Annotated in this window: 23 protein-coding genes and 2 pseudogenes; 4 read left to right on the forward strand and 21 right to left on the reverse strand. The window is 46.1% G+C overall.

Features of this window, described 5'->3' with window-relative positions:
• Positions 1–322, reverse strand: a pseudogene (locus J2T20_RS19975) (tRNA-dihydrouridine synthase); the annotation flags it as partial.
• A gap of 87 nt (positions 323–409) precedes the next feature.
• On the opposite strand from J2T20_RS19975, the gene J2T20_RS19980 reads away from it, so the two are divergent.
• Positions 410–766 carry a putative zinc-binding protein gene (locus tag J2T20_RS19980; RefSeq protein WP_307591098.1) on the forward strand — a complete coding sequence of 119 codons (357 nt, stop codon included), beginning with the start codon at positions 410–412 and terminating at the stop codon, positions 764–766.
• Between the two features lie 117 nt (positions 767–883).
• On the opposite strand, the pseudogene J2T20_RS19985 reads toward J2T20_RS19980, so the two are convergent.
• From J2T20_RS19985 to J2T20_RS20005, 5 genes and pseudogenes are all read right to left on the reverse strand, one after another.
• Positions 884–988, reverse strand: a pseudogene (locus J2T20_RS19985) (S-layer homology domain-containing protein); the annotation flags it as partial.
• A 27-nt stretch (positions 989–1,015) separates the two neighbouring features.
• A complete protein-coding gene (rlmD, locus tag J2T20_RS19990) occupies positions 1,016–2,560 on the reverse strand; it encodes a 23S rRNA (uracil(1939)-C(5))-methyltransferase RlmD (RefSeq protein ID WP_307591099.1) in 1,545 nt (514 codons plus the stop codon).
• Between the two features lie 761 nt (positions 2,561–3,321).
• Complete coding sequence (locus J2T20_RS19995) at positions 3,322–4,212, reverse strand: diacylglycerol kinase (protein ID WP_307591100.1); 891 nt, start codon at positions 4,210–4,212, stop codon at positions 3,322–3,324.
• 226 nt (positions 4,213–4,438) lie between these two features.
• A complete protein-coding gene (locus tag J2T20_RS20000) occupies positions 4,439–5,209 on the reverse strand; it encodes a sirohydrochlorin chelatase (protein ID WP_307591101.1) in 771 nt (256 codons plus the stop codon).
• A 1-nt stretch (position 5,210) separates the two neighbouring features.
• Positions 5,211–5,501: a YerC/YecD family TrpR-related protein gene (locus J2T20_RS20005; RefSeq protein ID WP_019913624.1), complete on the reverse strand. Its 291-nt coding sequence runs from the start codon at positions 5,499–5,501 to the stop codon at positions 5,211–5,213.
• Between the two features lie 428 nt (positions 5,502–5,929).
• On the opposite strand from J2T20_RS20005, the gene J2T20_RS20010 reads away from it, so the two are divergent.
• A complete protein-coding gene (locus tag J2T20_RS20010) occupies positions 5,930–6,490 on the forward strand; it encodes a tyrosine protein kinase (RefSeq protein WP_307591103.1) in 561 nt (186 codons plus the stop codon).
• A gap of 21 nt (positions 6,491–6,511) precedes the next feature.
• Here the strand turns inward: J2T20_RS20010 and corA are convergent, their stop codons facing one another.
• The 13 genes from corA to J2T20_RS20075 all read right to left on the reverse strand — a co-directional run bounded on the left by corA (position 6,512) and on the right by J2T20_RS20075 (position 18,757).
• On the reverse strand, positions 6,512–7,471 hold the full coding sequence (gene corA, locus J2T20_RS20015) for a magnesium/cobalt transporter CorA (protein WP_307591104.1): 960 nt from the start codon (positions 7,469–7,471) through the stop codon (positions 6,512–6,514).
• 49 nt (positions 7,472–7,520) lie between these two features.
• Entirely contained in the window at positions 7,521–8,426 is a 906-nt protein-coding gene (locus J2T20_RS20020; RefSeq protein WP_307591105.1) for a response regulator, read from the reverse strand.
• A gap of 2 nt (positions 8,427–8,428) precedes the next feature.
• Positions 8,429–9,700: an ATP-binding protein gene (locus J2T20_RS20025; RefSeq protein ID WP_307591106.1), complete on the reverse strand. Its 1,272-nt coding sequence runs from the start codon at positions 9,698–9,700 to the stop codon at positions 8,429–8,431.
• Between the two features lie 99 nt (positions 9,701–9,799).
• Complete coding sequence (locus tag J2T20_RS20030; protein WP_307591107.1) at positions 9,800–10,450, reverse strand: amino acid ABC transporter permease; 651 nt, start codon at positions 10,448–10,450, stop codon at positions 9,800–9,802.
• A 24-nt stretch (positions 10,451–10,474) separates the two neighbouring features.
• Positions 10,475–11,125 (reverse strand): amino acid ABC transporter permease, encoded by a 651-nt coding sequence (locus J2T20_RS20035; RefSeq protein WP_307591108.1) that lies wholly within the window; start codon positions 11,123–11,125, stop codon positions 10,475–10,477.
• A gap of 147 nt (positions 11,126–11,272) precedes the next feature.
• On the reverse strand, positions 11,273–12,085 hold the full coding sequence (locus J2T20_RS20040) for a glutamate ABC transporter substrate-binding protein (RefSeq protein ID WP_373457836.1): 813 nt from the start codon (positions 12,083–12,085) through the stop codon (positions 11,273–11,275).
• A gap of 31 nt (positions 12,086–12,116) precedes the next feature.
• Complete coding sequence (locus tag J2T20_RS20045) at positions 12,117–12,845, reverse strand: amino acid ABC transporter ATP-binding protein (RefSeq protein ID WP_307591109.1); 729 nt, start codon at positions 12,843–12,845, stop codon at positions 12,117–12,119.
• Between the two features lie 269 nt (positions 12,846–13,114).
• Positions 13,115–14,104, reverse strand: a complete 990-nt coding sequence (locus J2T20_RS20050) for an inorganic phosphate transporter (RefSeq protein WP_307591110.1) — start codon at positions 14,102–14,104, stop codon at positions 13,115–13,117.
• Positions 14,105–14,117: 13 nt separating this feature from the next.
• Entirely contained in the window at positions 14,118–14,735 is a 618-nt protein-coding gene (locus tag J2T20_RS20055) for a DUF47 domain-containing protein (protein WP_307591111.1), read from the reverse strand.
• Between the two features lie 708 nt (positions 14,736–15,443).
• A complete protein-coding gene (locus J2T20_RS20060) occupies positions 15,444–16,535 on the reverse strand; it encodes a DUF3048 domain-containing protein (RefSeq protein WP_307591112.1) in 1,092 nt (363 codons plus the stop codon).
• 141 nt (positions 16,536–16,676) lie between these two features.
• Positions 16,677–17,453 (reverse strand): DODA-type extradiol aromatic ring-opening family dioxygenase, encoded by a 777-nt coding sequence (locus J2T20_RS20065; protein ID WP_307591113.1) that lies wholly within the window; start codon positions 17,451–17,453, stop codon positions 16,677–16,679.
• A gap of 86 nt (positions 17,454–17,539) precedes the next feature.
• Positions 17,540–18,370 carry an alpha/beta hydrolase family protein gene (locus J2T20_RS20070; RefSeq protein ID WP_307591114.1) on the reverse strand — a complete coding sequence of 277 codons (831 nt, stop codon included), beginning with the start codon at positions 18,368–18,370 and terminating at the stop codon, positions 17,540–17,542.
• A gap of 177 nt (positions 18,371–18,547) precedes the next feature.
• Positions 18,548–18,757, reverse strand: a complete 210-nt coding sequence (locus J2T20_RS20075; RefSeq protein ID WP_307591115.1) for a hypothetical protein — start codon at positions 18,755–18,757, stop codon at positions 18,548–18,550.
• Positions 18,758–18,936: 179 nt separating this feature from the next.
• Between J2T20_RS20075 and J2T20_RS20080 the strand changes: the two genes are divergently transcribed.
• A complete protein-coding gene (locus J2T20_RS20080; protein WP_307591116.1) occupies positions 18,937–19,599 on the forward strand; it encodes a DUF1129 family protein in 663 nt (220 codons plus the stop codon).
• Between the two features lie 42 nt (positions 19,600–19,641).
• Positions 19,642–20,580, forward strand: a complete 939-nt coding sequence (locus J2T20_RS20085) for a hypothetical protein (RefSeq protein WP_307591117.1) — start codon at positions 19,642–19,644, stop codon at positions 20,578–20,580.
• A gap of 568 nt (positions 20,581–21,148) precedes the next feature.
• Here J2T20_RS20085 and ilvA read toward each other — a convergent pair.
• Together ilvA and J2T20_RS20095 are read right to left on the reverse strand one after the other, a co-directional pair.
• Entirely contained in the window at positions 21,149–22,411 is a 1,263-nt protein-coding gene (ilvA, locus tag J2T20_RS20090; RefSeq protein ID WP_307591140.1) for a threonine ammonia-lyase IlvA, read from the reverse strand.
• Between the two features lie 167 nt (positions 22,412–22,578).
• The gene (locus tag J2T20_RS20095) at positions 22,579–24,687 is read right to left on the reverse strand and encodes a methyl-accepting chemotaxis protein (protein ID WP_307591118.1); all 2,109 of its coding nucleotides are present in this window, start codon (positions 24,685–24,687) and stop codon (positions 22,579–22,581) included.
• Between the last annotated feature and the right edge of the window lie 229 nt (positions 24,688–24,916).

Raw genomic sequence — 24,916 nt, forward strand, 5'->3', positions numbered from 1 at the left:
CGCTGCCGTTTCCGGACGGCAGATCAGGCTGCTCCCCTTCCCATTCTCTTCCACATTCACTACAGGACAACCCATATTATTATCGATGCCTTTGAATCCATCTTTCGCCATACCGATGCTCATTTGACGAAAGTATTCCGGCTTATCTCCCCAGATATAAGCTACAACACGCTGTTCATCCTCTGTAAAAGCCAAATGCCCGCGCACAGCATGATGCCCCTCCGGGTGAAATAACTTTCTGTATTTGCAAACTCCGTAAAAAACACATCCGGTCTGCCCGCTTCATTTACGACCGGAAAACAACATCCGTCACATCTTCCAATCAAAACTAAGAGTGACCTGACTCACTATTCAGTTAGTAATCCCAGGTTATACTTACACAACATTTATTGAAGTGGAGGGGTACCCAATGAAAAGAAATGATCTACCTCTTGTCTATTCATGTTCCGGATGTTCCTCGGCAGCGCAGACCGCTAACATGATTGCTATTAAAATGGATCGAGAAAGAATAGCTGAAATGTCCTGCATCGCTGGAGTCGGTGGTGATGTCAAACCGCTTGTCAAAACAGCAAAGTCGGGACGGGACATCATCGCCATTGACGGTTGTCCCTTGTCCTGCTGCAAGAGCTGTTTAGCTAGGCATGGCGTTGAACCTAAGCATCATTTTGATTTATCGGACTTTGACGTACCCAAACGTATAGGAGAAGATCCTAACCCCCATCATTTCCTGAGCGCATATCATCAAATTCTTGAACGAATGGATTAACGACAGAATCTCGATCATATTCTCCAAAATGAATCACATCTTATAATATAAAAGTTGTAGTACAAAAATAAGCAGACCTGTCCAAGTTTAGACAGATCTGCTTATTTAATGTGAGGATTAATTCAAGATATCCAAGAGCGTTTTCACTTGTGGATCAAATAGGCCCTTATTTTTACCATTGATAATACCAGCTTCTGCTGCAGCCTTAATTTCGTTCGTTGCATAGGAGCTTGCACTTGATTATTTTGCTTATGCAAACTCAATCCGATATAGCACAACCACGCACTCCACATGTGTCGTATGCGGGAACATATCCACCGGAGCCACCTCGACGGTGGTATACCCACCATCTTCAAGCACCCGCAAATCCCTCGCTAGCGTAGAAGGATTACACGACACATACACCACACGCTCCGGCTTCATCTCTAAGATCGTTTCCAACAACCGCGGATCGCAGCCCTTACGCGGCGGGTCTACTACGATTACATCCGCCGTAATCCCCTGCTCTTTCCACTTAGGGATTACATCTTCAGACGCTCCGACCTCGAACACTACATTCTTCATTTCATTCAACACTGCATTAGCACGGGCATCCTCAATCGCCTCACGGACGATCTCCACCCCATAAACCTTCTCGGCATGCTGTGCCAGGAATAGCGAAATCGTCCCGATGCCGCAATAAGCGTCGATTACTGTCTCTTTACCTGTAAGACCTGCGTACTCCACAGTCTTGCCATACAGGACCTCTGTTTGAGCAGGATTCACCTGATAAAAAGAACGCGCCGAGATCGCGAACTGCACATCGCCGATGTAGTCATAGATGACATCCCTGCCCCAGAGTGTGCGGGTTTCATCGCCAAAAATAACGTTAGTCTGCTTTGTATTGACGTTCTGACAGATACTCGCTACTTGCGGGAGCTGCTCGCGGATGCTGCCGATCCAGGCGTCCAGATGCGGGATGTCCCGTCCGTTGGTCACTAGCACCAGCATCATTTCTCCGGTGCGGAAAGCTTTTTTCACTACGACGTGACGCAGCAGGCCGCGGCCGGTTTCTTCATTATAAGCAGAAATGCCGAGATGGCTGCCGATGCTCTTTACGGCGGCTACGACTGCATCATTATGTTCATGCTGAATCAAACAGGTCTCCATGTCTACGATTCGATGACTGCCACGAGCGTAAAAGCCGCCAACGAGGCCGCCATCGGTTACACCGATCGGCACCTGAGCCTTATTGCGGTAACGCCAAGGCTCGTCCATACCTAGGGTAGGACGGACAAGAATACCTTCGCTCGGTCTATTGATGTGGACGTTGCTTTCTCCACCGCTTTTCCCTACGCTCTCGTCTTCGTTCTGCCCAGCACTTAACTCACTTTTTCGGCTCTCGTTGTTACCAGCCACCGTAAGCTTCCCAATCCGCTCCAGGTTATCCACCACCAGCTGCCGTTTCCACGCCAGCTGGGCATCGTAGTCCATGTGCTGCAGCTGGCAGCCGCCGCATTGATCGTAGATGGGACAGGGCGGTCCTATGCGGTCGCTGCTGGCCTTAACGATCTTCAGCAGCTTGGCGTAGCCGTATTGTTTCTTCGTCTTGAGTACCTTAGCCTGGACCTTCTCTCCGGGCAGGGCACCCTGCACAAATAGGGTAAAGCCTTCTACGCGGCCTACCCCTTCGCCTTCATGTGTCATGCCGATGATATCGAGCACAACTTCGTCATTTTTATTCACAGGCAGTCCGGCGATAGGGGCCGTGCCGTCCCGGCGACTGGTGTTGCGGCCGCTGCGGTGTCTAGTCATTAGTTAGAAGTCACTTCTTTCATTAATCATTGTTAATCAGTCAATCCAAAATAGATTATGGGATGGTTACAAATTCATTTAGATGGATTTTCTCCAGTTAATTTGATCTACTCATACGATTTGAAGAATTTAAGTGGAAAAAATCCATCTAATTCGGAGTTAATGTTGTAAAAAGAGGGAGAATGGGGGAAATACGATGAATTAGTGGTATATTTTCCCCTTAAATCTGTAGATGGAGGCTATATCAGCAAATTAGCAGGAAAATTTCCCTCTAAATAGGCAAAGGTTAGCTGAAGGGAGCTATTAAACTGAATATTCTCAGCTAAATGACCGCGTTACCCGTCTGTAAGCTGCTCCCACGGTAACCTCTCAGCCTTACTTACCGTCCTCCGGTACTATCTTTCCCTCATATAAACGGTCTCAGAAGCACCATCACGAGGTCCTCAACACATTAGTTACTCCAGCTGCAACGCAGAAAACCAGTTTTGGTAGGCGCATATCATCCACTCCCAGTTAACCACACCTTCTCCTACCAACACATTCGATAATTTCCAACCCATGGTTAGTATCGATGGTTGGTGTTCGATGATCGGTCGGTGGTCGATGGTTGGTGGTTGGTGGTTGGTGGTCCGTGGTCCGTGGTTGATGGTCCGTGGTCCGTGGTCCGTGGTCCGTGGTCCGTGGTTGATGGTCCGTTGTTGATGTTCGGTGCTGATAGAACTTCCACCCACACCCATCCACTATAACTCCTGTTACTCCACTCAATTATTATGAGCAAAAATCCTTAAATGCTGCGGCAGAATCCGGAACTGTCCCGGCAGGGTGCCGCCCAGCTCACCATCCAGATTCAACTGGACATGACCAGGGGAGGTGACCTCCATCGCATCCGTGCGGAAATACACGACCTTCTTATCCTTCAGATGCGCTCCGCTGATGGTTAGGCGCACTAAGCGGATGAATTCCGCGAGGTTGCATTTCTTAACCGCAATGACGTCGAATAGACCGTCGTCGATACGGGCATCTGGAGCAAGCTTCTCGAAGCCGCCCACAGAGTTGGTATTGGCGATAAGAAACAGCATGAATTCGTCATGGATAAGCTCTTGTCCGTTCGCTCGAATAACGAGTTCTGTCGGGGAAAGACTGGCCATTTTCTCGATGCCTTTTAAGTAGTAAGCAAGCTGTCCGAGCATGGTCTTCTGCCTACTGGGTACTTCATATGTTAGGTCGGTCAGGCTTCCGCCTCCGGCAATATTGATGAAATAACGATCATTGGCTTTGCCCAAATCGATAAGACGCGACTCCTGACGCAGAATCAGATCACAGGAATCCTCCCAGTTCTTCGGGATGCCCATTGCCCGTGCGAAATCATTAGTGGTACCGAGAGGTAAAACGCCGAGCGGTGGAAGATTAGGTTTCTCCGCCATCCCGTTGATAACCTCATTCAGGGTGCCGTCGCCACCGGCCGCTATAATCAAATCGTATCCACGTTCTACGGCATCTGCCGCCGCCGCCGTTGCATCGCCTTCTCCGCTCGTTGCATGGCAAGAGGCCTCAATGCCTCCTGTATCCAGCCGGTCCAGAATATCGGCGAGCCGCTTCTTCATTTCTTCCCGTCCAGAAGTGGGATTATAAATCAATCTCGCAGTTTTCATTTACCGGAACGCCACCTGTTTTTTTATATTGATAACCTAACTGATTATAACCAATTCCATACCCTACAATCAATGTCGCCGGCAAAAGAGTACGAATATAGCTCAGCAACAGTAAGGAAATCAGCCTCAACTGAACACAAAATCATGTGAAACACTATAAATATGTGTATGCAGAAGCCGCTATAATAACACTGTGGACCGCCATCATTTTCGTTAAAAGCTGCGTCTATCCCTCGCCCCGTATGCGCTCCAACAGACGTTCGACCTGTCTCTCGATCCAGTGCGGAAACAGCGGATGGGGCAGTAGGGTTCGGCCCGAATATCGGTACGTCAGCCCTTCAAGCTTCTCAGGAATCACTACCTTGGTGAAGTATCCCTCACTCAAAAAGAGCGGTGCCACCAGTACATCGTGGCCCTGTTCCCGCCAATACTCCACCTTACTCCGCACATTGTCCGGGTTCAGTAGAGCGTAATCTGCCGCAGCCACACCGCTTACCTCACGTACGCGCTTGGCTAGCGATGTAATGCCTTCCTGCCAGCGCTGCCGGAACCCATCGTGTACACTCCCGTGTCCAATCAGCAGAATGGTCTCCTTCGCCGGGTCTTTGGACACATCACGAAGCTTGTCCCATACCATAATAGCGATATCCGGATCATCATCCACCGGGTAACCGTAATGGATTCGTGCTTGAACGGTGAAAAGCTCCAAATCCGTTTCCCGCTCCGGTTCCGGCTTAGCCCCCAGAGCATACTCTATCTCATCGACATGAGTGCTTCCGGAAGACATAAACAAGGGGATCACCATAATATCTGTGACCCCTGCATGTTCGAGCTCATCAATTCCATCTTGAATCAATCGGCCTTCTACAAGCTCCAAAAAAGAAATAGCCACGGGAATCTCTTCCCGCAGCGATAAGCCGCTTACGGCTTCCTCTACAATCATTACCCAAGCTGTATCCCTGGAGCCATGACTAATAATGAGTATGCCCGGCTTCATTCTATCGTCCCAGACGTTCGAGCGTTAATTTGTACCCGTCATTGCCATAGTTCAGGCAGCGCTTTACACGGGAAATGGTAGCCGTACTTGCTCCTGTTTCTGCTTCGATTTGGTTGTAAGTAGATCCTTTACCCAGCATACGTGCAACTTCAAGACGCTGCGAGAGTGACTGGATCTCATTAACCGTACATAGATCATCGAAGAACACATAACATTCTTCCATATTTTTTAAAGTTAAAATAGCTTCAAATAATTGATCGATACTTTTATCATTCAGCTTCTTAAGCTGCATAAATAATCATCCCCTAAAAGTTCTGTCAGCATTAGCATCTCTGATTAAGCTTCGTACAAAACTGCTTTTGGAAGCATAAACGGAATGTGACTATTGCCTCTACTATATTGCACTGGAGCGCTTTTTTCAAGCATTAACGGTTTCACGCAGTAAAGTCCGAAAATCATGGACAAACGTCCACTCTGCGCGGACACAATAATACTTATTTTTAAAAGACCTTCCTTTCCGTGTCAACATCAACTGCCTTCCCTATAGTACTACAAAAGCGCCGAAAATCAAGCCTGGACACGGTTTATTCACTTTCATACAGCCTTTATGGGCATACGCCCTTTTCCGCTCCTATCCCTAAACACCCGGGCATTCGTCCATACGTTATGTTCGCCTATGACATACAGTATAGTAAACCAATAACGAAGGAATGTGATATTATGCCTGATCATTACTATAATCATTCCCGCCGTAACCAGCGTTCGCTGGTCGAACCGTACAATACATCGCCCTATCCCGGTATCAGTCCATACGTGCAAGTTCCACCTCCTGGAGCAGGCGGATTGTACTCTTCCTACGGAGCAGCCGAAGTTGCCGAGACCGCTCTTGCTGTCCCTGTTGAAGCCTCAGCGGCCAAAGCCGGGGGGCTGCTCGGAAGCCTGGGAAGTCTGGGTGGACTCGGCGGTCTTGGGAACGCGGCAAATATCGAGCAGATTAAAGGCTTCATTGATCGGATGGGCGGGATCGACGGCATCGTCAGCTCTATGGGCAAGGTGCAGAAGGTCATGCAAAGCTTTCAGCAAATGGCTCCTATGGTTAAGCTCGTGATGAGCAGCTTTGGTAAAAACAAGGGATCGAAGAATGGATCACTGGCAGCTGAAGAAGATGCAGCTCTTTACGGCCCTAGACGTAAAAAAAGACGCCCTGCTCAGCGCCGTAAATCCTCTACCCCGAACCGCCGGCGCTTAAGCCCGGCTAATAGCAAACGGCGCCGCAAATAGCGGCGCCTTTCCTCTTTAACACTATTTAAACCATCCGCTTCGCCGAAACCATTGGAACATTCCTCCGCCAAGCACCAGCATAAGCAGCAGTATGACGAAGTAACCATATTTCCAGTCCAACTCCGGCATCACCCGGAAGTTCATGCCGTAGATCCCGGCTATCAGTGTCAGCGGCATGAATACCGTCGTAATTACGGTGAGTGTTTTCATTATAGTGTTCATCCGATTCGAATTGAGAGAGATATAGCTATCGCGAAGATCGGCTGTCATTTCACGGTCGGCCTCTATCATATCGGTCAGCTTCAGCAGATGATCATAAATATCGCCGAAGTAGATCCGTTCCTCCCCGTTGCTCTGGACATGCTGCGAGTTGACAATTCGGTACATAAGATCACGCATAGGCACAATAGTTCGCCGCAGCTTCAAAAGGCGTCCACGTACATCGAATACCTGCTTCATCAGTTCCTCTACCGACTCACTGCTGCCCCGGCTTTCCAGATCGGCAAGTTCGTCCTCAATCCCATAGAGACTGGGGAAATACTTATCCACCAGCTTGTCCATGATTCTATAGGCTGCAGCCATCGGACCGCCTGACCAGCCTTTACGGTTGTGAATCTCACTCTGCACCTGTTCCCAAGCTTCATCCATCTCGGACTTCTCCTGATGATGATAAGATACCAGATAATTTTTATTCATGAACAGGTCTACCTCTTCAGCATCCAGTGTCTCAGCATTCAGCGCATGCAGCACAAAGAACTGCACATCCTGGTAGTAATCCAGCTTCGGCCGCTGCAGCAGATGCATACAATCCTCAATCGCCAACGGGTGAAAATGAAAATACTGATCTAGCAGCAGCGTTTCCTCCGGTGTAGGCATCGCAAAGTCTGCCCATATCCATGCGTAATTCTCCATACGAATGCTCTGGAGCGGAAGCCCGGTCAGCACTTCTCCCTTATGAGTTACTGCAAGCGTGCGTATCATATAAGACCCCTCCACCTCATCAGTACTTGCTCTATGCTCTAGGCCATTCCTAATATCGACCCATTCCCTCTTGGAGCTCCAAATACAGCACCTGAAGAAACTTCTTAATATTAACTTTCACCTTGCCGGTTTCTTTGCCCTGCTCGATTTCCTTCATTTTCAGACGGACTTCCTCGAAATCGAAATAAAGCGGAGCATAATGCTCAAACTTGGGATTGCCGTAATCCGTCAGTCCGATCGAAGCTAGATTGTTTAGACCTGCAGATAACGCACGCCGAAGCCGTTGTTCGATAGCTTTGCTTTCCTTAGCAATGTCACTCGGGTTTTCCTTATAGGTTCTAGCTGTCATTTCATACAATTCTTTGAGCGGAGGTAGACTTCCGGTATCCTCACGATTCGACAGGACCTCCATAATTCCGATAATGTCACGGCTCCCGCTCTCCCCAATCATCCCCAGATTCATCAATATCGGCTGCAAAATCTCGCGCACGGTACGTTTAACGACAGGCAGAGGCGGGGAACCAAACTGCAGCCCTTCCAGCTTTTCCAGACTGGACTTGATCTCGTCCAAATACCGATTGATAGCGTAGCGCTCATTTACCTTATGCAGCACAGCCTCGACTTCGATCCGGTTAATCGGTTTACGTATGAAGAACTCAATTCCGCTCCGGTAGGCCCGTCCCACCATTTCCCCGTTCTCGATCTGGGAGATCATTACGAATTTGGATCGGCAGCCCTGGGCCTGAAGCGAATTAATAGTCTCAATCCCATCCTGATCCGGCATGAGCAGATCCATCAGGACAATGTCCGGGCGTTCACTTAAAATTAAACGGACGCCGTCCTGACCGCAATCCGCCATGCCGACCACTTCACCTATTCCGCTGTCTTCGATAATATATTGCAGCATTCTTCTGGCACTTCCATCATCATCTACTATACAGAAAGAAAGCGGCATCTCTATTCCTCCTTTCTCAGCATTACTGTAGGAATTATGATCTGAAACAAAGCCCCGCCTGTGTATGGAGCGGCACTCACGGTGATTTCACCTTGAAAAACTTCGACGATATCACGCACATGCGAGAGCCCAATCCCTGTCGCCGCCACTCCCTCTTCATCGAATTTGGTGGTAAAACCCGGCTCAAATAACAGTTCACGATCGCGCGCCTTCACTCCTTGGCCACTATCGGTTACCGTGAGTACGGTGAGATCACCTTTTTCATAAACATCGAGAGAAACGGTTCCTTTTTCCTTAATCGCTTCAACCGCATTGGCGGTTAGGTTATTCAAGAGGGTCAGCAGGGGAATGTAATTGGCAGTGGTATAATCGGAGGTTATTTGATGATGAAAGACGATTTTTTTACCCAGCATTTCGGCATACTTTGTATTACTCTTGACCGTAAAAAGAAGGATTCCGGACAGCGGCATATCGCCGGTAACCTCACGGTCGACCAGCTTCACCAGCCCCGCAAGAATACGCTGTGAATCCTTTTTCACCTCATGAATTTGCTGCGTGATATCCAACACCTGGCGGCTCTGCAGCTGATGCCCCTCGTCCTTAAGACTGCGATACAAATCGTAGCTGTTCAAGGTTACGTTCTCCAAGGTGTCGATAGATTTTTTCAGATAAAATACTTCTCCATACAATCCTGAGCCGAATCCGAGCATTTGCTCGATCCGCCGCTTCTGTTCCTTTTGCACGATTCGCATTTGACTAACAGAAATACTGCTGTATATACCTGTAGTGAAATAAGTCCGCAACATAGCGATCAACATCAAAAAAGTCCATTCATTCAGGTGAAACGAGGCCGTTCCAAGCACAAACAAGCGGGTCAAAAGCTCCATTTCATTCGATATCAGGTCTATAATCGCCGCTACGCCGCCGAGAACGAGAGGATGGAAGGTGTCCAGCCGCGACTTAATAAGTCTCATGCCCAATGCAAAAACAATATAATAAACCATTGCCGAGCAATGCCTGCCCATAATCTGGGTAATATCCATTCCATCCCCTGCCACTAAATCTATAGCAGTACGAAACAGAAGAACAACCACTCCGGTAGCTATCCCTGTGGTTATATACGGAAGATGCCTCATTAAAAGCAAAAACAGCAGAAATGCACTGCTGCCCAGGCCGATTCTGAAGATATCCCCGTTGAACGGATTGATTTTGAACTCCCCGGCTACAGCTGTACCCACGGAAACCAACAGAATCTGTATATGTTTATGTTTCATTAAAGATATTCCCATCATCAAACTGCTCCTACTTAGAGATGTTGATGATTATACTACCATACTACGGAGGGATTTCAAACGAATAAGTATACTTCGGGGCTAAATACTTTTGCTCTCCAAACGTCTCGATACAATGGACAGCATAAAATTAACTGTAAAATAGATAACTGCTACAAGTATCAACGTTGGAATGGTATAGGTGTATCCGTGACCAATTACGATTTGAGCATTATGCATCAGCTCTGGCAACGAAATCACTACTGCCAGTGATGTATCTTTTAACAACGAAATGAACTGACTTACCAAAGGGGGAACCATACGTCGCAGCCCTTGAGGTAGAACGATATGCCAGAGTGTCTGGAAACTGCTGAGACCGGATGAACGTGCAGCTTCGATCTGACCTTTATCAACAGAGGCTAATCCTCCACGCACAATTTCCGCAATCATCGCGGCTTCAAAGATCGTAAGTGCGGCAATGGCTGCTGTAATCAGTCCCATTTTAATCCCGACTTCCGGAAGTGCGAAGCGAATAAAGAATATAAGCAGCAAAAGTGGTAAATTCCGAATTAACTCAACGAACACAAACATGATGGGTGACAGCACAGGTACCTTTGTATACCGAATCACACCGATCACGCAACCCAGTATAAAGCTAAGCACAATAGCTGCAAAAGCAACAATTAGAGTTATATATAGTCCATCCAACAAGAATTTCAGATTCTCGGGGGAGTATGCACCAGCGAAATCCATATTGCCCCTCCTTTCACTTTATGTTTAATATTTGCGCTGCAATCTGCGCTCCCATACTCGAATTCCATAGCTAAGCGGCACTGTAAGTACCAGGTAGAATATCGCTACAAAAATATAAGTATCAAATGTCCGGTAGGTATCCGTGGAGATAATATCCGCAAAATACATAAGATCCATGCCGGCTACAAGTGTCAGTACCGACGAGTTCTTAATTAGATTAATGAACTGATTGCCTAGCGGTGGAATAACCAACTTAATCGCCTGAGGCAAAATAATATGAACCATCGTCTGAATATAGTTCAACCCGGATGAGCGCGCAGCCTCCATTTGACCCTTTGGAACGGCCATAATACCTGCACGAATAGCTTCTGCGATGAACGCAGAGGTGTACACAGCAAGACCGATCGTCCCCGCCGCAAACCCTTCAATTGAAAGACCCAGTGCAGAAGAACCATAATAAAAAACAAATACTACGAGCAGCAGCGGTATGTTACGAACAAACTCAACGAAGCCTGCCCCGAACCAACGGAGTCCTCTCACGGAAGAAATCCGGAATACAGCGATCAGAGCTCCCAGCAGGAAACTGCCAACCAAGGCAATTACACTGGACAGGATCGTGTTATAAAAACCTTCCATATAGATGTCGAAATTACCGGTCAATATCGAGAAATCCATAGATGTCACCTACCTTTACTTATAAATAAAAAGCCTGCTCATCTGTACATACCCTTACAGACAAACACGAAAGGATGGCCGGCGGTATAACCCGTTCCATCCTTTCGCTGAACCCATATGATTAGCATTCATTACGTTAGAGATCAATTATTTAGTTGGAGCTTTACCAATCCATTTTTCGTAAATCTTATCATATTCGCCATTCGCTTTCAGTTCAGCTAGTGTATCATTAACTGCTTTAACTACATCTGTATTTCCCTTTTGCATTGCAATGCCGTATGGCTCATCGGTAAATGGCTCTCCTACTACCTCATAACCAGGATCTTGCGCAGCCATACCGTACAGAATAGCATCGTCAGTGGTAAGTGCATCACCTTTGCCGGCTTTAAGTGCACTAAATGCATCCTGGTAGTTATCAAATTCAAGCACCTTAATACCTTCTACCTTTTCTTTAATATTCTTAATCGAAGTCGAACCCTTAGAGCCCAGAATGGTTGTATCTTTGGTTGCATCCTGAATCCCTGTAATCGGGCTGCCCTTTTTCACCAGCAGCGATTGTCCAGCTTGGAAGTACACATCGGAGAAATCAACTTCCTTCTTGCGCTCTTCCGTAATAGTCATTGTAGCCACAATCATATCAATTTCACCGTTATTCAACATCGGAATACGTGTCTTGGAAGTTACTTCCTTAAGTTCGATGGCATTCTCGTCACCCAGGATATGCTTAGCAATAGCCTTCGAGATGTCGATATCAAAACCTTCTACATTACCGGATGCAGGGTCCTTTAATCCGAAAAGCTTCGTGTCGAACTTCACACCAACAACCAGTTTTCCATGTTCTTTAATCTTAGAGATCGCATCTGAGCTTGCCGAATTATTTTTGTTTCCACAGCCGGCAAGTACAAGTAACGACACAACCATCATGACACTTAGCAGTTTTCCCAATTTGGACATTTTCATTTGTAGTTCCTCCCTGATCCTTTTATATTTTTTAATGACTTAATACACGACTAAGAAAGGTCTGTGTACGTTCTTCTCGCGGGCTTGCAAAAAATTGTTCCGGTTCTGCTTCTTCTACAATCTGCCCCTGATCCATGAATATCACACGATCCGCTACCTCACGGGCAAAACCCATCTCATGCGTAACGACAACCATCGTCATTCCTTCACGGGCTAACGCACGCATAACATCCAGCACTTCCCCGACCATTTCCGGATCAAGCGCCGAAGTCGGTTCGTCAAACAGCATGATTTTCGGTTTCATAGCAAGACCTCTCGCAATAGCTACACGCTGCTGCTGTCCACCGGATAATTGGGATGGATAGGCCTTCGCTTTATCTGCGATACCCACCTTCTCCAAGTAATACATAGCCGTCTTTTCAGCTTCTTCTTTAGATAGACCCAGCACCTTAATAGGCGCCAGTGTAATGTTATCGATTACTCTTTTATGTGGGTATAGATTAAAATGCTGAAATACCATGCCGATATCTTTACGCAGCTTATTTATATCCGTCTTGCGGTCATTAACAGTTAAATTGTTAACCGTCAAATCACCGCTAGTAATCGTCTCCAGGCGGTTAATGCAGCGGAGCATAGTGCTTTTGCCGGATCCGGACGGACCCACCACTACAACCACTTCACCTTCCTGAACATGCAGGTCTATACTTTTGAGTACGTGGAAATGTCCATAATGCTTTTCTACCTGATGAAAATCGATCATCGCCAGGCCTCCTTCAATCTGTCAACTATAGTAACACCTAAAACTCACTTTATCTTAAAGACTATAAAAAACTACAAAAAACTATGAACAACCCAAATTTCTTATGTCATTTTCTTTTCAAAACGTGAGATATTTCATTTTCTTTTCTGCCTGATTAACGTTTTTTATCAGTCTCTTGTGACTTTTTGTGACATTCCTCTCTTGAAATCAAAAAAAAGAGCCTGTCCTTTCGTAGAATATTCTACGATAAGACAAACCCTGTCGAAGTTCTAGAAAAAGATTTTGAAGATCAATCCCGCCAACACAGCGCTGATCGGAATGGTAATAAACCAAGTTACTACGATACGTCCGGCAACTCCCCACTTCACTGCGGAGAAACGCTTGGCTGAACCTACACCTAAAATCGCAGATGTAATGGCATGTGTTGTACTCACGGGTAAATGCAACAACGTGGCTGAGAATATAACCGAAGCTGCAGAAATATCTGCCGCGAAACCGTTAATCGGTTCGATTTTGAAAATTTTCGTTCCCATTGTCTTGATAATCTTCCAACCGCCAACGGAAGTACCAAGTGCCATTGCTGTAGCAGCGGAAATCTTAACCCACAACGGAACTTCCATAGAGTCCAGATTACCTGAAGTCACCAGTGCAAAGGTAATGATCCCCATTGCCTTCTGCGCATCATTTGTACCATGAGTAAAGGCTTGGAATGCAGCAGTAATGATCTGCATCGAACGGAACCCTTTATTTACCGTATGCGGACTGCGTTTGGCGAAGATCCACTTCAAGATGGTCATCACAACATATCCAATCGCAAAGGCAATTAGCGGTGAGAGTACCAAGCCCAGCACAATATCCTTGAAGCCGGCCCATTTGATATGGTCAGAACCTGCGCCCACGAAGACCGCACCCGCTAATGACCCAATCAGTGCATGCGAGGAGGAAGAAGGAATACCAAACCACCATGTAGCCAAGTTCCAGATAATTGCAGCGATCAAAGTCGCAATAACAATCTCAATTCCGTTATCCAACAAGGCGGGGTCGGTTATGCTTCCGCCAATTTTTTTGGCTACGCCTGTAAACAGCAATGCCCCGATAAAATTCATGGAAGCCGCCATTACAATTGCAGTTCGCGGGGTTAGCGCCCGCGTAGAGACAGAGGTAGCGATTGCGTTAGCTGTGTCATGAAATCCATTGATGAAGTCAAACGCAAGCGCGAGAAATATAACTAAGCCTAGCACAAATAATGATGTATCCATAGTTTAGAGCCCCTTATGAGTTGCGCATGATGATTGATTCCAACATGTTGGCAACATCTTCGCATTTATCGGTAGTTGTCTCCAACCGTTCGTAAAGCTCTTTGCGCTTAATCAGCTCAATAGGGTCTTTTACTTTTTCGAACAATTCTTTCGTACAAATCCTCAGAACTTCATCGCCTTGGTTCTCCAGATCATTCAGACGAATGGTATACTCCCGGATAGCCAGCAGTTTCTTCTGGGACAGCAAGTGAATAGCCTTTTGGATTTCATACGCGGACTGACGCAGAATTTCTGCAAACTGGATGATATACTCATCCGCGTCAAGCAAGTTATACATATAGAAGCGCGAGGCTGAAGCCTCCAGGCCGTCGATGACATCGTCCATACTTGTGGTGAGGTCCATTATATCGTCACGTTCTAGTGGCGTAATGAACGTTTTGTTTAATTCTTTAATGATGGTGTGCGTGTAAGAATCACATTGCGATTCGTACTTCTTCATCTCTCCGGCAAAAATCTCCACATTCTCCTTGAGAGTGGAAATATTCTGAGCGAAGTAGTCTGCCGCTTGGACAATTGTATCCGCCATGTTTTCGAGCGTCTCAAAAAAAATGTCCTTTTTTCTCAACTTCATCTAATTTAAACCCCTTTACGTAAATTCACAGCGAAAAACCAGTCTCATTCATATGTAAACAGCATGAAAATGAATGACAACCTTTGTTATCTTATCATATCCGATACATGGATGTAACCATTAGAAATGAACTTTTTGACACTATCTTAACATTTGGCAGTATCTGCGAAAACAATTCGCATATTCAGCAAATATTGGAATTTAACGGAAATGTTTTGAGGGTAATTTATTTACTGTTTACTCTTCCCCATACACTTATTCTTAACCACTCACTCCCCTCTTGATGCACGAACACGTATGGATACCTGCTCAAAATGAATGCGTAAGGTATACGTACTCAGCGGCCGCTATTTACCTGTAATGCACTTTACACTTTATTCGGCTCCTGTAGCTCGTTTCCGCTCATTATAATGCACTTTTACACTTTATCCGGCTCCGGTAGCTCGATTCCGCTCATTATAATGCACTTTTACACTATATCCAGCTCCGGTAGTTCGTTTCTCGGCTATAAATAGTCCAGTATTCATAAATAGAGGCATCTGTGTCCGCACAGCGTACTTATCGAGCGTTTTATAGACAATAAGGGACCTGGAGTCCGCATAGCATACTTCACCGATCTAAGTCTTGCTGCAACAGCGGACGGAAGTCCAAATCTTCTCGGTAGTGCCCCCAAGCCTTAAGTTAATATCTTAAGTTCATCTTATATAATTACTTTTGCGGCTGACCGTACGTTACATGGTTGCTGAAGGTTGGAGCATTCGGAACAATTAAAAAGTGTGTGACTCCCGGATATAACAGCGCTTCCTGTCCGTCCTTAACAAACCGGATCACATCGTTTGGTTTCCGCGTCCATCTGCCCTTAATAGCTTGTCCGCGTTGAAAAAGCACAGCCTCTCCGCCTAGTTCAACATCGATCTGGAGCCGTCCCACCTCATCAAGCACCTTATGATCAGCGCCCAGAACGATTACATTCGCAGCCTCAACCGGATTGTTATTATTCAAATCCATGTGCGGCTTTCCGTTCACCCATCTTAGATACGTCCGTCGTTCGGAATCATATTTGTAGTCTAGGCTGTAGCTTTTGAGAAGAAAATAAACATTGAATTCGGTAGCAGCTTCCCCGCCGAGCGGTACATAATCCGGATTGTTGAACGAGTACGTTGGAACCTTAGTTTCCTTGGCATAACCCAGCTTGTCCGCACCTTCCCGGAGTTTGTCTGCATTGCTGTAAAGGTTATGGGGAGCTTTCCGACTCTTATCCCGCCAGAAATACGCACTGGCCCGGCCAATCTCATCCATATCCTCTTTTTTGTCTTTCTGTAAAATGGCATACGCTGCCTGACTGCCGCCAGCATGCACGGTCACTCCGCCATAGCTTTCCCCGAGATCAATCAGGTAGGGACGGATACTTCGGATCGGCCCGATCTTGACAACCCCTGTATGACTTTGGAAGATTCCGATCAATCGTGTAACCCCGCCTTCGGCAAGCACCTCATATAGAATGTCAGCTTCACTTATTCCCGACTGAGGCCGAGCGGCAGGAGCATTATTAATCATGACAGATAAGGGCCGCGGGAGTACGGAATCTGTAACAGCAAGTCCCGTAAGGCCGGAAACCGAGGCTGCAGTAGGGTCTGCAGTAGGTGAGGATTGTGGAGAGACGACTGGCAGCGGAGCCGCTGAAGGCTCAACTGTCGGGACAATGTTAGGGTTAGCAGTCTGGGATCCGCAGGCGGAGAGCAGTAGAGTCGTAACAATAAGGCCGGTAATAAGGGGGGGAAACGAGCGATTTACTTTCATTAACGGGTTCTTCCTCCTTTGAAGGTATTGCACTTCCTTCCATTTAATCATAGCCTGCCCCATTTGTCTTGATTATGAAGCAACGGATATTAAAACAGGGCATAGCCTAAGTATCCGGCCATACCCTGCATTATCTTTTATTTAATCCAGCATCCAACAGTTCAGACTCAGCGTTCCGTATTGATAGGCTTGAATCATTCGCTGGGCCCGCCTTCCTTCATCTGCTGTACCCATGGCGTAAAAGAGCGGAACGAAATGCTCTCTACCGTAGGAGGGAACCGCTTCACGGACATGCGGTGCTTTCTTCTCGTACGCAAACAGTGAAGGTAAGTCCCAGGCCTCCAAGGCCTTGGCAATCCATTCATCAAAGCTTAGCGCCCAGTCTTCGGGTTGATCCTTCTCATTCAGCAGCCTTAGATTGTGAATCAATCCTCCGCTTCCAATGAACAATATCCCTTCGTCCCGCAACGGTGCTAACATCCGCCCGATCTCATACTGCTCACTGGGAGAACGGAGCGAATCCACGGATAATGCAACTACCGGGATATCGGCTTTAGGAAACATTTTTTGCAAAATCACCCATACACCATGATCCAACCCCCGCCCAAGAATGGGTTGATGGGCCAAATTATGCTTCTTAAACAACTCGCAAATTCTGCGGCTAAGAAGAGGATCACCAGGGGCCGGATAAGCTAGTTCATACATTTCATCAGGGAAGCCATAGAAATCATGTTGTGCTTCATGTTGTCCATCCACCGTAACCAACTGCTCGGGGCTGTCCCAATGTGCTGAGAATACTACGATGCCTCGGGGCAATGGAAGATCCTGACCAAGCCTTGTAAGGAAACGAGTATAATCATTATCCTCCAGGGCAAGCAAAGGGGATCCATGCGCGATAAAAAATGCCGGTAATTTCATAGGGTGCCAACCTCCATAACCCAGTTTATGGCCTGCACCTATATTTTACAGCTTCTGTTCGATGAATGCGAGTGGAGGACAAGCCATTAGATCATCCAATTTTGCCACTCCTGTTGGAGATGCTCCTGTTGGTTCATCCAATCGATCGTCCGCTTGAGTACTTGCTCCTGTGCAGGGCCTGAGGAGAAGGTATGATCAGCCTGAAATATAATTTCCTTATCGCACCGTCCCTCCGGGCGGGTCCAGAATAGCTTCTGGTACAGGAAGGCATAATCTACCGGAATGACATCATCAGATGTACCATGGATGACAAGTACATCACCGCCAAATTTGCCGGTTTCCTGAAACGGCTGAAAGGCCGCCAATGAATTAAAATAAGCGGGCGTAAAGGTGTAACCTGCATGGTCGGCCGACCCGCTCTTTACGGCTGTGTCATAGGCTTCCCGTCCCACAATTTTCACGATATCATTAAAGGGGTAGCCTACAGCTGACCAGAGCACGAGATTCTTAACCCGACGATCCCGAACGGCTGTCAGCAAGGCAACCGCACCGCCTAGACTATGGCCAATCAGCGTCACACGGGTAGGATCTACATCACCGGCGCTGAGTCCGTAATCAAGCACGGCCTTGGTCTGGGCAATCAGAGATTCCATATCCTCACTGCCATAATTACCGGTACTCTCCCCGCAGCCGATATAATCAAACCGGATAACCAAATATCCTTCCTGTGCCAGTTCACGGGCGGCTTTAACAAAGATACGGTCCACACCGATCCGGCTGCCGATAAACCCGTGGCAAATCACTGCCAACGGTACTCGATCCTTGCAGCGCCCAGAAGTACTCTTTTCTTTAGTAGGATAATGTATACTTGCCGTCAGCTCTTGGTGATTATGCCGGATTACAATCGACCGCTCCACGCTTGTTCCTCCCTTTTGCCTTCATTTATTTTAAATTATAATTATTCCGATTAATTTAGTATGGATTATATTCTAATAGTATCTTTTCTGAAGTCATGCTGTCAATAAGAAAATAGAAAAACCCCTTTTGTTCACCGGGAACAAAAGAGGTGAGTACCCTCACCCTCTTATAGGGCTTTACTCGTAGCTTCTATGGAACATATCATGTGTCTTCTGTCTTCCATCCCAAGACTTAAGCCACTCCTCCGGGCTACCGGGAGCACATTCCCATAAACAGGATTCGTTCTTTGCTGCATCCTCACTAGACTCATCCAGCTGATCACCGGTAATCATATCAGGAGTAACACCTACGTCCGTTCCGTTCACCTCAAACTCATTTTGTTCCATAAGTATTCCGCCTACCTCCAGGGTTGTGCCTATATTTTTTCAGACTTCTATTAGTGTTCACTTTTCGATCAGGATTATGCATTAGTTGAGCTTGTCCTTGCACGACCTGTCGAGCAACCGTATACTCTTGTGTAAAGGCCGTGTGATTCTTATCGATACTGGAGGTTTACCTTTACGTTATGAAAGTAAAAGAAATGATTAAGGAAAATAACCGCTTGCGGGAACAAATGACACCGTTTAATCGTTCTTATCTTGAAGATATGATTTTGGTTCTACGGGCAAGCAGAGTGGACTCCCTGCGAACAGAGGAACTGCTGCTAGAGGCTGCTCAGCAAATACTTCAGGCACAGAAAAAAGGGAAAACTGCTACTCAGGTCTTCGGCAACGATCCGCAAGCCTATTTCAAGGAAGTAATAGAAAGCACTCCCTCCCGTCCCGCTCGCAGTAAATTGAATTATTACCTGATGATTCCTTGGACAGCCTTTACCTTATTATTCGGTATCATGGCCATCGTCAGCTTCATATCAGAGTGGACTACGGGATCAACGGGTATGTTCAGTCAGATTAGTCTGTTCACGCTACTTTCTGTTGGCTTAGGTTCTATAGTATTTATTGAAATGATTATGAAATGGATGGCATCCTTGTCTGATACCGATGCTCCCCAAGTGGGCAAATTCGATATCAAGGCTTTTGGTGTCTATATAGGTATCGCAGTTGTTGTCATTTATGCAGGTCTATATCTAAGTCAACTGTTTCCGCCTTTTCCCATATCCCCCTGGGTCAGCCTGATTGTGTCCACCGCCGGTTTAATTGGACTAAAATTCATATTCCTTAAGAAATAATATCCGCATTCCATTCCGGGAATAGGGAGGAATCAATTAATAATGAACAAGAAGCTTTCGATACTGACTGCGGCGGTAGCAATAGTTATAGGACTGAACGCAGGAGTAGATCAAGTCTTTGCAGCCGCAACCACTACGGAGAGTAAGAAGCTATCTACAATAACTACTAGGAGTAGTCATGCTGAAGCGGTATACAGAGCTTCCCTGCCTCTTCTGAACTCTGTAGATCAACTGCCTAAGGCCATCTCATACCTAAACAACAATATATATGCCGTTAGCTCTTACCGGGCAACAATTATGACCCTGAAGCTGGAGAATGCCCATAAGGTTGTACTGAGCTCATGGAAAAGCAAATTTTCCAGCAGTGATATCCAGCGGAAGCTGACTGCAGTCTATAAACCAGGCCTTAGTATGACCCAGCTTGCTGAAGAGACACAGGACGGAAAGTTGCGTACCCTACTAGAAACAGCCGGAGAAAGCGGCTATACGCTGGAAAGTACGAAAGGATCTTTTTTTCCAGTCATTGATTACGGAGCCTACCGCAAATATAAGCTGTACGTTACCGATGACATCCGTGATTATATTTCGATTATGGCAGTCGAATCAGACCTTCCCTCCGCGAAGGACAACGGTCTGATTATCGCCTGGACCGAAGTAGCCTCCCGTGCATTGTCCCAAGAGAGCTTCATTAAGGCTTATCCGCGATCCAACCGGGTTACGGCGGTGAAGTCGTTGTACCAAATGTATTTGGTACATACCTTCTATGGCCTAAACAATACGCCACTCTTTCATTACGATAACTTAGAGATGGACCTGGAGGCGCAGAAAGCTTATTCTGCACTGCTGAGTAAACGTGAAGACCGTACTCCCTTTCTGGATAAGCTGGAGGGTTTCATGATACTCCTGAAGGAAAACGGTTATACGCTGGATGATGCCATTGAACAGTATCTGGGCAAGGAAGTTCCGCAGGGTATAGAATAATTAACTCATCCTATCTACGCTACCTTGTTTATGATTAGTTTTGATGTAACTAAAATATAAGATGAACTTAAGATATTAACTTAAGGCTCAGGCGTCACTACCGTGAAGATTTGGACTTCCGGCCGCTGTTGTAGTAAGACTTTCTTTGATTTAACCCGCTTTTAGCGGTTGAAATCCGGATACAGCTTATGCTTTCGAAGCGAGCTTTCCTGCGGAAAGCTTTCGGGCGGTCGCTATCGCTCCTACAGTTCCAAATTTCTCTTTCGTTCCTTTTCGCTTTTTGTTATTTTCTTTTGTTCAGCTTAAATAGCTGCATTCTATGCAGCTATTTAAGCAAAATCCCACCTCATATTGGGTTTAGTTGTAAATTATGCAACTAAATCCCGTCAGCACAGGATATCAGGCATTGCCAAGTCAATATAGCTGTACAAACTGCAACTATTTGCCGTTATAGCAGGAAAAACCTGATTATAGTTGCACAAACTACAATTAAACCTTCCGGAGTAGTGCACCCACCCCCTCCTATATCAAAGAAAAGCCCGTCCCATTCCCGGGACGGGCTTCTGAATTAGATAAGCATATTGAACAAGTTCAAATCCTTGTTAATCTCTAGGTAGCTTACACCTTTTTGCTCCATCCGTTCGATGAGCGGTGCATAGGCCTCTTTGGAAAGCAGTTCAATCCCTACTAGGGCTGGACCGTTCTCTTTGTCGTTCTTCTTCGTGTATTCGAAACGGGTGATATCATCATCAGGACCAAGAACATCTGAGAGGAACTCACGTAAAGCGCCCGCCCGCTGCGGGAAGTTAACCATGAAGTAATGCTTCAGACCTTCATAGATCAGTGAGCGCTCCTTAATCTCCTGCATCCGGTCGATATCATTGTTGCCGCCGCTAACAATACAAACTACCGTCTTACCGACAATTTGCTCACGGTACATATCCAGTGCTGCGATTGGCAAAGCACCCGCTGGCTCAACTACAATGGCATTCTCGTTATACAGCTCTAGAATGGTTGTGCAGGCTTTACCTTCCGGTACTTTCACAACATCATCTAGATACCGCGAGCAAATATCGAAGGTTAGTCCGCCGACACGCTTTACAGCAGCACCATCCACGAACTTATTAATTTCCTCAAGCGTAACTACTTCTCCACGGAGCAGTGCTTCACTCATAGAAGCTGCCCCTAAGGGCTCTACACCAATGACCTTGGTAGAAGGACTAACCGTCTTCATATAAGTAGCTATGCCTGCAGCCAAGCCGCCTCCACCTATGGTTACGAATACAAAGTCAGCTGGTTGATCAAGACTTTCCATGACCTCCATAGCAATTGTACCATTACCGGCGATGATCTTAGGTTCATCAAATGGATGAATCAACGTCATTCCATGATCTATACAAGCTTGTAGCGCTTCCTCGTAGGCATCATCGAAGGTATCCCCTTTGAGAATAACTTCAACATTCTTCCCGCCGAATCGCCGTACCTGCTTCACCTTTTGATTAGGGGTTGTGCTTGGCATATAGACTTTCCCGTTGATGCCGAGTGCCTTGCATGAATAAGCCACACCCTGTGCATGATTACCCGCACTGGCGCAGACAATCCCTTTTTCTCTGTCCTCTGCGGACAAGCTGCGAATCATATGATAAGCACCGCGTATTTTGAACGAACGCACGATCTGCAGATCTTCCCGCTTCAAATATACATTGCAATTGTACTTGGCCGACAGCACCGCGTCACGCTGAAGTGGAGTCCGCACAATAACTTCCCGCAGCATATGATGAGCTCGTACAATATCTTCCATTCCTACGATCCGGTCTTCGCCTTCTCTCATGAAATCCTCGCCTCTACTTGTGTTTATTTTGCTTATTGTAACATACTCTTCCGCGGCTGTTTTTTCAAGCATTGTCATGCTTCTGATCATGAAAAACCGGTCTAGGCAGCTTACCGCCAGGACCGGCTTTACCAAATCGACATCGATTCTTGGATATATTTGTACCGTTAAGCTTTAAATCGGGATACGGTCTCCAGCAGCTTAGTTGTACTGCTCTTAATTTCTTCCATCTCTGCTACAATACTTCCGGACTTATCAATAATGTGCTCTGCCTTAACGGCTATGCTGCTTGCCCCTTCTGCACCTTCACTCGTCGCAATCGTTGTTTCTCCAATCGCGGTCAGCATATTTTGAATGGAAGCCAGAAGTTCCTCAGAGGTCGCACTGAAGTCTGTTACCAGATCTTCTACATATTTAGCATCCTCACTATACTGACGGCCCGTCTCCTGCATAGCATCGTAATCCTTAAGAACTTGCTGATCTACGAATTGGAGCATGCTCTCAGCACCCTCTACCAGATTGGATACAGCCCCGACAACCGAGTGTGTAACTTCCTGAATTTCGGATACGGTCTCGCGTGAGTTCTCGGCTAATTTACGAATTTCTTCAGCTACCACCGCAAAACCTCGTCCCGCTTCTCCCGCACGCGCGGCTTCAATCGAAGCGTTCAACGATAAAAGATTGGTCTGGGAAGCAATCTCCAGAATAGCGCCTGACAATGCACTAATCTGTGAAATAGATCTGGATTGTTCAATCGCATTACGCAGCTTGATTTCACCTTGACCATATATTTGATCTGCTTGCTGGCGTGATAGAACAGCACCTTCTCTAAGACGCTCAGCACGCTCATTAATTTCTTTAGCCGATTGTGCACCGTCCTGTGCTTTTCTGGCAATATTCTCAATAGCATTCTCAATTTCTATTGTACTGGCGTTCATCTCCTGCATGGAAGCTGCAGTCTGCTCCATACCTGCCGATAATTCTTCAGTTGTTGCCGATACATCTGCTATATTTTCATCCAGCTCGAATACATTTTTCTCAGTTGCATCTACTGACCCTGAGATGTTGCTGGAATTTTTCATAATCTCTTTGATGAGTTCCTGCTGAGAGGAGATCATATCATTGAAACCTTCTGCCAATACAGCGATTTCTCCCTTAGACGTTACCTTTGCCCGCACGGATAGATCCCCTGACATGGCTGTTCGGAAGGAAGATGTAAGGATCGGAATCTGCTTCAGTATACTGTTGGATACAAAGTACAACAGAACACCCATAATAAGAATTGCCGCCAATGTAGAGATTAAGAATATGGTCTGGAACAGCTTAAGCTCACTCTCAGCATCTCCAGCCGGTACCACCAGCGCTACTGCCCATTGCTTTTCCACAGCAGGTGCGTAGGATACATAATTGGAACGTCCATCTATATCCGTTTTGATAACATCAGTGCCCCACTGCACTATTTTGTCGCCGACGGCCTTCCAATCTTCGCCAAGGTCACCCATTTTTTTGAGTAGAATATAATCACTGTTTGGGTGATAAATGAATGCCCCCGTCTTATCAGTCAGTATGGCAAAGCCACTTCCCTTGTAATTAAAAGCACTCAGAGCCTCAGTAATCTGTTCTGTGGAAATGTCCACTCCGGCTGCGCCGATGACTTTCCCGCTGTCATCCATTATGGGTGAACTGAGACTGACCACCATTTTGCCTGTTAAAGCATCTATATAAGGATCCGTTACCGTAAGCCTTTTATTTTGGACTGTGGTCATGTACCAGCCGCGTTCTTTCAAATTGTAATCTGCCGGAGGCTCAAATTCATCATGCGTGATGAGCTTGTTAGCGGAAGCTATGCCTATGTATACATTAAGCAGATTCTTATTATTATTTTTGATCAGATTTAATGTGCGAATTAGTTCACTATAACCTGAAGTAGACTTGACCGTCTCTTTTGAACTTACCTGTGATATGTAATCACGGACATAAGCATTAGCATTCAGCATCTGCACGCTATCGGAAGCAGGCTGCAGCATTTGGTTAACTTTCTCTGCAATCTGCCCCTTCTCGTAGGACAAAGAGCTGTTTAGATCTTCAATAATAATTTTCTTAGCATTGCTATAAATGACGAGGGATACTATCGAAAATATAATAGTAATAGACAAAATTACAGATAGAAACAATTTCCCCCTAATACCCATGTTGGAAATCGAATTTACAATTTTTTGAAACCTCAATACTAAAATGGACTTCATTTTCTCTTTGTGAAAATCTTGTTGTTTCATAGGGAGATCCCGCCTTTTTCAAATAAAATAGTACCTTGGATTGATTTTTCACCGGAATCATTCGACTAATTCCTACAAAAAAACATTCATTTACTATTAATATCGGACTTTCGACAGGGATTTGTTATACATGTTAGGTTTTATGCCAAATGATTTGAAAAGTGTATGGGTTCGACTTTTCCCACTCTAGATTTCTATGGAAATACATTACATAAGAGGTTAGTTATTA

The sequence above is a fragment of the Paenibacillus wynnii genome (assembly GCF_030812855.1).
Lineage (GTDB): Bacteria > Bacillota > Bacilli > Paenibacillales > Paenibacillaceae > Paenibacillus_AQ > Paenibacillus_AQ wynnii_A.